The sequence below is a fragment of the Curtobacterium sp. 179-B 9B NHS genome (genome assembly GCF_045370965.1).
In the GTDB taxonomy this organism is placed as follows: domain Bacteria; phylum Actinomycetota; class Actinomycetes; order Actinomycetales; family Microbacteriaceae; genus Curtobacterium.
Genome location: NZ_JBIQDQ010000036.1, coordinates 1 through 6,650, shown reverse-complemented (window position 1 = coordinate 6,650; position 6,650 = coordinate 1). Strand labels below are relative to the sequence as shown.

The window sequence follows — 6,650 nt, the reverse complement described above, 5'->3', positions numbered from 1 at the left end:
CCCCGGACGAGGACCACGCGGGCAGGACGTCCGCCGCTGCCCGTGACGGCGGCGCCGCGTCGCGCCCCGGTGCGGACACCGCGCCCCGCGGTGCGGGCGCGACCACGGCCGACCCGACGACGGAGGAGCCGGCCCCGGACGACGCGACCGGTGCGGCCACCGTCACCGACGTGATCGACGCGCCCGGTGCTGCCCGCCCGGCGGCCGACGACGAGCACGGGTCCCCGATCGGTGCCGGCGTCCGCGCTGCCGAGACCGCGCGCGAGGCACGGGTGGCGAGGCGTCGCCGGCGGCTGCTCGAGCGGGCCGAGGTGCGGCGCTTCACCCGGCGTGCACGACACCGCCGTGCTGCCTGGATCACCGCGGGCACCGTCGTGGTGGTCTTCGGCGCGTCGATCCTGGTCGCCGTCTACTCACCGCTGATGGCCCTGCGCACGATCGAGGTCCGCGGCACCGAGCGCGTCGACGCGACCGCGCTCCGCCAGGCGCTCTCCGACCAGGTGGGCACCCCGCTGGCCCGCATCGACTTCGGCGAGGTCAAGCGCGACATCGCCGGCTTCCCGCTGATCGAGAGCTACGTCACCGAGGAGGTCCCGCCGCACACCCTCGTCGTGACCGTCACGGAGCGGACGCCCGTCGTCGCCGTCCGTTCGGGGGACTCGTTCGACCTGGTCGACCCGGCGGGCATCGTGGTGCAGTCGTCGCCGGACCGTCCGGAGGGCGTGCCGGTCGCCGACGTGCAGCGCGCCGAGCTCGGCTCGCCGGTGTTCCGGACGATGACCGAGGTCGTGCTGTCGCTGCCGTCGACGGTCCGTCGGCAGGTCACGGACGTCCGGGCGACCACCGCCGACGACGTCACGCTCACGCTCGACGACGGGTCGACCGTGGTCTGGGGCAGCCCGGACGCCTCCGACGCGAAGGCGTCGCTGCTCGCGGCCCTCGTCGCGGACCACGCGTCGCGCGATCCCGACACCGAGGTCGAGTTCGACGTCTCGGCACCGGACAACGGCATCGTCCGACCGGCGCAGTGACGAGCGGAGGGTCCGACGACCACCGCCGAGCCGCTCGCGGCGGGAATCTCGGCGACGCGATCCGCGACACGCGGCGTGGCGGGGCGACAGCCCGCGGAGCGCACCCGTAGCGTCGTGGAAGCACCGCAACTACCAGCATTGCCCCTGAACTTCAAGTAGAGGTTGAGGGTTCAACCGGAGGCCCGACTGACGTGACCACGAACCACAACTACCTCGCCGTCATCAAGGTCGTCGGTGTCGGCGGCGGCGGCGTGAACGCCGTGAACCGCATGATCGAGCTGGGCCTCCGTGGGGTCGAGTTCATCGCGATCAACACCGACGCGCAGGCGCTGCTGCTCAGCGACGCCGACGTCAAGCTCGACGTCGGTCGTGAGATCACCCGGGGCCTCGGCGCCGGCGCGGACCCCGAGGTCGGCCGTCGTGCCGCCGAGGACCACGCCGAGGAGATCGAGGAGGCCCTCGCGGGCGCCGACATGGTCTTCGTCACCGCGGGTGAGGGCGGCGGTACCGGCACCGGCGGTGCGCCCGTCGTCGCACGGATCGCGAAGTCGATCGGTGCGCTCACCATCGGCGTCGTCACGAAGCCGTTCAGCTTCGAGGGCAAGCGTCGGCAGTCCCAGGCCGAGAACGGCGTCGCCGGACTCAAGGACGAGGTCGACACGCTCATCGTCGTGCCGAACGACCGCCTGCTCGAGATCAGCGACCGTGGCATCTCGATGGTCGAGGCCTTCGCGACCGCCGACCAGGTGCTGCTCGCGGGTGTCCAGGGCATCACCGACCTCATCACCACCCCTGGTCTCATCAACCTCGACTTCGCGGACGTCAAGAGCGTCATGCAGGGTGCCGGTTCGGCCCTCATGGGCATCGGCTCGTCCCGCGGGGCGGACCGTGCGATCAAGGCGGCCGAGCTCGCCGTCGCGTCGCCGCTGCTCGAGGCCTCGATCGACGGCGCGCACGGTGTGCTCCTGTCGATCCAGGGTGGGTCGAACCTCGGCATCTTCGAGATCAACGACGCCGCCCGCCTGGTGCAGGAGGCCGTCCACCCCGAGGCCAACATCATCTTCGGTGCCGTCATCGACGACACCCTCGGCGACGAGGTCCGCGTGACCGTCATCGCCGCGGGCTTCGACGGCGGCGAGCCGGGCGCGCAGCAGAAGGAGCGTCGCTCCAGCTGGGTCGAGGCGGACTCCGGCACGTCGTCCGCGGCGTCGTCGGCCGGCACCGGCGCGATCGAGGACACCGCGACCAGCGCGCCGTCCTGGTCGACGCAGGAGCACGAGGCGCCCGTGCGTCGTGCCGCCGACCCGGCGTTCGACGACGACGACGAGCTCGACGTCCCCGACTTCCTGAAGTAAGCCGACCCATGGCAGGTGATGCGCGCCTCCAGACCGTCGACCGTGACGCACTGGAGGCGCGTCTCGCGTCCGTCCGCGCGTCCGTCGCCGACGCCGCCCGGTCCGCCGGGCGCTCGGCCGACGACCTCACGCTCGTCGTCGTGACGAAGTACCACCCGGCGTCGCTGGTCCGCGAGCTCGCCGCACTCGGGGTCACCGACGTGGGGGAGAACCGGCACCAGGAGGCGCAGGCCAAGGCCGCCGAGCTGGCCGACCTCGACCTGACGTGGCACTTCGTCGGTCAGCTGCAGTCGAAGAAGGCGCGGCAGGTGCGCCGCTACGCCGATGTCGTGCAGTCGCTCGACCGCGACTCCGTCGTCGATGCCTTCGCGCCGACCGAGACCGAGCCGGAGCCCCGGGTGGTCGACGGTTTCGTGCAGGTCAACCTGACCGACGACCCCGATCGTGGTGGCGTCCAGCCGGACGCGGTCGAGGCGATGGTCGAACGGGTCCTGCGCACCGGGACGATCCGACTCCGCGGCGTGATGGCGGTCGCGCCCCTCGACGAGGAGCCCCGACGGGCCTTCGCGCGGCTCCGCGACGTCTCCGACCGGGTCGCGGCGATCGCCCCCGACGCGACCGACATCTCGGCCGGCATGAGCGGGGACCACGCCGAGGCGATCGCGGAGGGCGCGACACACCTGCGGATCGGGACCGCAATCACGGGAAACCGGCCGGCCGCGCCCTAGCCTCGTTGCAGGGCACCCACGAGCACCGACCTCCGGAGGAACCATGGCGAACCCGCTCAAGAAGACGATGGTCTACCTCGGCCTCGCCGACGAGGAACTGTACGAGGACGAGCAGCAGCAGCAGGCCGCGCCGACGCGCCAGGCCGCCGCCCCTGCCACGGCTCCCGCTGCAGCTCCGGCCGCGCAGGCTCCGGCCGCCGCTGCGCCCGCAGCCGCTGCCCCGGCGGCAGCAGCTCCCGCAGCGGTCCCCGCCGAGCCCAAGACGCACACCCACCAGCGCGGCGCTCAGGTCACCCCGCTCCGCCGCTCGCACACGACCGCACAGAAGGCGACCCCGGTCCAGGAAATGAACGAGATCCTCACCGTCCACCCGCGCGAGTACAAGGACGCCCAGTCCATCGCCGAGAGCTTCCGCGACGGCATCCCCGTCATCATCAACCTCTCGCAGATGACCGAGTCGGACGCCCGCCGCATGATCGACTTCGCGTCGGGCCTGTCGCTCGGTCTGTACGGCAAGATCGAGCGCGTGACGAACAAGGTCTTCCTGCTGTCGCCGGCCCACGTCGCGGTGAGCGGTGAGCCCGCTGAGGTAGAGTCCGACATCGAGGCGTCCTTCTTCGCCCAGTCCTGAGCCGTACCCCGGTTCACCCCGCCCCGTGCGGTCGCCCTGACGGCGGACGCACCCGAGCCGAGCGAGCCCCATCGTGTCCGTGGTCTTCGGGATCCTCTCCTTCGCCCTCCTGCTCTACTTCTTCGTGATGTGGGGTCGGTTCGCGTTCGACATCGTCCAGGCGTACAACCGGTCCTGGCGTCCTCGTGGCGCCCTGCTCGTGGTCGCCGACGTGGTGTACACGCTGACCGATCCGCCCATCAGGTTCGTCCGACGCCTGCTCCCGCCGCTCCGGCTGGGGCCGGTGGCGCTCGACTTCGGGTGGACGATCGTCATGCTCGTCGTGATCATCCTCCGGGTGATCGTCGGCGGTCTCGCACGCGGGTTCTGAGCCCGCGCCCACCGCGACACGCGCCACGCCGCGACGAACGTCGCGGTTCCCCTCCGGCCGCGGTGTACGGTGGTCGGGATCGATGTCCGCTCCGGCGGGCATCCGCACCGCTCGTGGTGGCTGGTAGATTCGGTCGCGACGCAAGTGGTTCCACACGTTCAGCAGTTCTATTGAGGTGACGGCAATGGCTTTGACGCCGGAAGACGTAGTCAACAAGCGGTTCCAGCCGACGAAGTTCCGCGAGGGCTACGACCAGGACGAGGTCGACGACTTCCTGGACGAGGTCGTCGTCGAGCTCCGCCGCCTGACGGCCGAGAACGACGAGCTCCGCCAGCGCCTGCAGGCCGCCGAGTCGGCGCCGAAGCCGGCCGCCGCCGAGCAGTCCGTCGAGCAGCAGCCCGAGTCGACCCCCGAGCCCGAGCCGGCCCCCGTCGCCGCTGCTCCGGAGCCCGCGCCGGTCGCCGCCGCTGCTCCGGCGCCGTCGACCGTCCCGGCCGACGAGGACACCGAGGGCACCACGAACCTCCTCACGCTCGCTCGTCGTCTGCACGAGGAGCACGTCCGCGAGGGCATCGAGAAGCGCGACGCGCTCATCGCCGAGGGCACCGCGCAGGCAGCTCGCCTGGTCTCCGAGGCCGAGGCCAAGCAGCGCCAGATCATCGCCGACACCGAGAACACCAACCGCCAGCGCGTCGCCGTGCTCGAGGGCGAGCAGCGTCAGCTCGAGGGCAAGATCGACGAGCTCCGCACGTTCGAGCGCGACTACCGTGCGCAGCTCAAGAGCTACATCCAGGGTCAGCTCGCCGAGCTCGACGGGTCCGGCTCGCAGGAGTCCGGCCTCACCCCCGCGCCGGCATCGGCGCAGGGCTTCGGCAACTGACGTTGGTCCGACCAGCACCAACGGCGAAGGTCAGTGTCCGCGCGATCGCGGCACTGGCCTTCGCCGCTGTCGTCGTGGTGGCGCTCGACCAGGGCGTGAAGGCGCTCGTCGTCGCGCACCTGCCGTACGGACAGGTGGTCCCCGTCCTCGGTGACGCGCTCCAGCTGCTCTACGTCCGGAACCCCGGTGCCGCGTTCTCCTTCGCGGTGAACATGACCTGGGTGTTCTCGATCGTGTCGACCGCGGTCGTCGTCGGCATCATCGTGTTCGCCCGTCGCATCCGGTCCATGTGGTGGGCGATCGTGCTCGGCATGCTCCTCGGCGGGGCGCTCGGCAACCTGCTCGACCGGCTCTTCCGCGAACCGGGCTTCGGCCGCGGTCACGTGGTGGACTTCATCTCGACGCCGTGGATGATGCCGGCGATCTACAACATCGCCGACTCGTTCATCTGCGTGAGCATGGTCGTCTTCGTCCTGCTCGTCATCGTCGGCGTGAACCTCGACGGCACCCGTGCCCTCTCGGCGAAGCAGCAGCGCGCTGCGGAGGCGGCGGCCCGCTCCTCGGTCGCCGACGGGGCGGAGCCGTCCCGCGCCTCCCGTCCGGTGGTGGCGGAGCCCGACCCGCGCGCGCCGCGCGACGGTCGTGACGTCCTCGGGCACGACGCGACGTGAGCGAGCAGCGTTCCCTGCCCGTGCCCGACGGTCTCGCCGGTGAGCGGGTCGACGCGGCCATCGCGAAGCTCCTCGGGTTCTCGCGCTCCTTCGCGGCCGAGGTCGTCGCGGCCGGCGGCGTCCGCGTGGACGGCGTCGAGGTCGGCAAGTCCGACCGGCTGCACGCCGACTCCTGGCTCGAGGTCGAGTGGTCCCCGAAGGAGCCCCCGCGCATCGTGCCGGTCGAGGTCCCGGGCATGCGGGTCGTGCACGACGACGAAGACATCGTCGTCGTCGACAAGCCGATCGGCGTCGCCGCGCACCCGTCGCCCGGGTGGGACGGGCCGACGGTGCCCGGTGGGCTCGCCGCGGCCGGCTTCACCATCGCGACCTCCGGCGCCGCCGAGCGGGCGGGGATCGTGCACCGGCTCGACGTCGGGACCTCGGGCCTGATGGTCGTCGCGAAGACGGAGCTCGCGTACACGCACCTCAAGCGGGCGTTCAAGGAGCGCACCGTCGAGAAGGTCTACCACGCGCTGGCGCAGGGGCACCCGGATCCGACGTCGGGGACCATCGACGCACCCATCGGACGGCACCCGTCGAGCGACTGGAAGTTCGCGGTCACGGCCGACGGCAAGCCGAGCGTGACGCACTACGAGACGCTCGAGGCGTTCCGGTCGGCGAGCCTGCTCGAGGTGCACCTGGAGACCGGGCGGACGCACCAGATCCGCGTGCACATGGCGGCGACGAAGCACCCGCTCGTCGGCGACACGATGTACGGCGCCGACCCGGTGCTGGCGTCCGAGCTCGGACTGACGCGGCAGTGGCTCGACGCGGTGCGACTCGGGTTCGAGCACCCGCGGACGGGCGCGTGGGTGGAGTTCCGGGCCGAGTACCCGGACGACCTGCAGCAGGCGCTCGACCGCATCCGCGCCGCCTCGGCGTAGGCCGGCGGCGGCGCGGGCGGCGCGCCGCGTGTCCTGCCCGATCGGGCGGGGCCAGCGC

The 6,650-nt window shown here is 72.0% G+C and carries 8 protein-coding genes; all 8 read left to right on the top strand.

What is annotated here, in order from left to right:
- Nucleotides 1–1,031 (top strand): FtsQ-type POTRA domain-containing protein (locus tag ACH0A8_RS16355; protein WP_406907575.1); only part of this gene is annotated, 1,031 nt, incomplete at its 5' end.
- Between the two features lie 191 nt (nt 1,032–1,222).
- Nucleotides 1,223–2,386 carry a cell division protein FtsZ gene (gene ftsZ, locus ACH0A8_RS16350; protein ID WP_066653758.1) on the top strand — a complete coding sequence of 388 codons (1,164 nt, stop codon included), beginning with the start codon at nt 1,223–1,225 and terminating at the stop codon, nt 2,384–2,386.
- An 8-nt stretch (nt 2,387–2,394) separates the two neighbouring features.
- On the top strand, nt 2,395–3,114 hold the full coding sequence (locus ACH0A8_RS16345; RefSeq protein WP_406907574.1) for a YggS family pyridoxal phosphate-dependent enzyme: 720 nt from the start codon (nt 2,395–2,397) through the stop codon (nt 3,112–3,114).
- Between the two features lie 43 nt (nt 3,115–3,157).
- Entirely contained in the window at nt 3,158–3,745 is a 588-nt protein-coding gene (locus ACH0A8_RS16340; RefSeq protein ID WP_066653765.1) for a cell division protein SepF, read from the top strand.
- 73 nt (nt 3,746–3,818) lie between these two features.
- Nucleotides 3,819–4,115 (top strand): YggT family protein, encoded by a 297-nt coding sequence (locus ACH0A8_RS16335; RefSeq protein ID WP_235426555.1) that lies wholly within the window; start codon nt 3,819–3,821, stop codon nt 4,113–4,115.
- A 184-nt stretch (nt 4,116–4,299) separates the two neighbouring features.
- Complete coding sequence (locus ACH0A8_RS16330) at nt 4,300–4,995, top strand: DivIVA domain-containing protein (protein ID WP_066653770.1); 696 nt, start codon at nt 4,300–4,302, stop codon at nt 4,993–4,995.
- 2 nt (nt 4,996–4,997) lie between these two features.
- Complete coding sequence (gene lspA, locus ACH0A8_RS16325; protein WP_251160123.1) at nt 4,998–5,666, top strand: signal peptidase II; 669 nt, start codon at nt 4,998–5,000, stop codon at nt 5,664–5,666.
- A complete protein-coding gene (locus tag ACH0A8_RS16320; protein WP_066653773.1) occupies nt 5,663–6,592 on the top strand; it encodes an RluA family pseudouridine synthase in 930 nt (309 codons plus the stop codon). The genes lspA and ACH0A8_RS16320 overlap by 4 nt, the downstream gene beginning before the upstream one ends.
- Nucleotides 6,593–6,650: the final 58 nt, after the last annotated feature.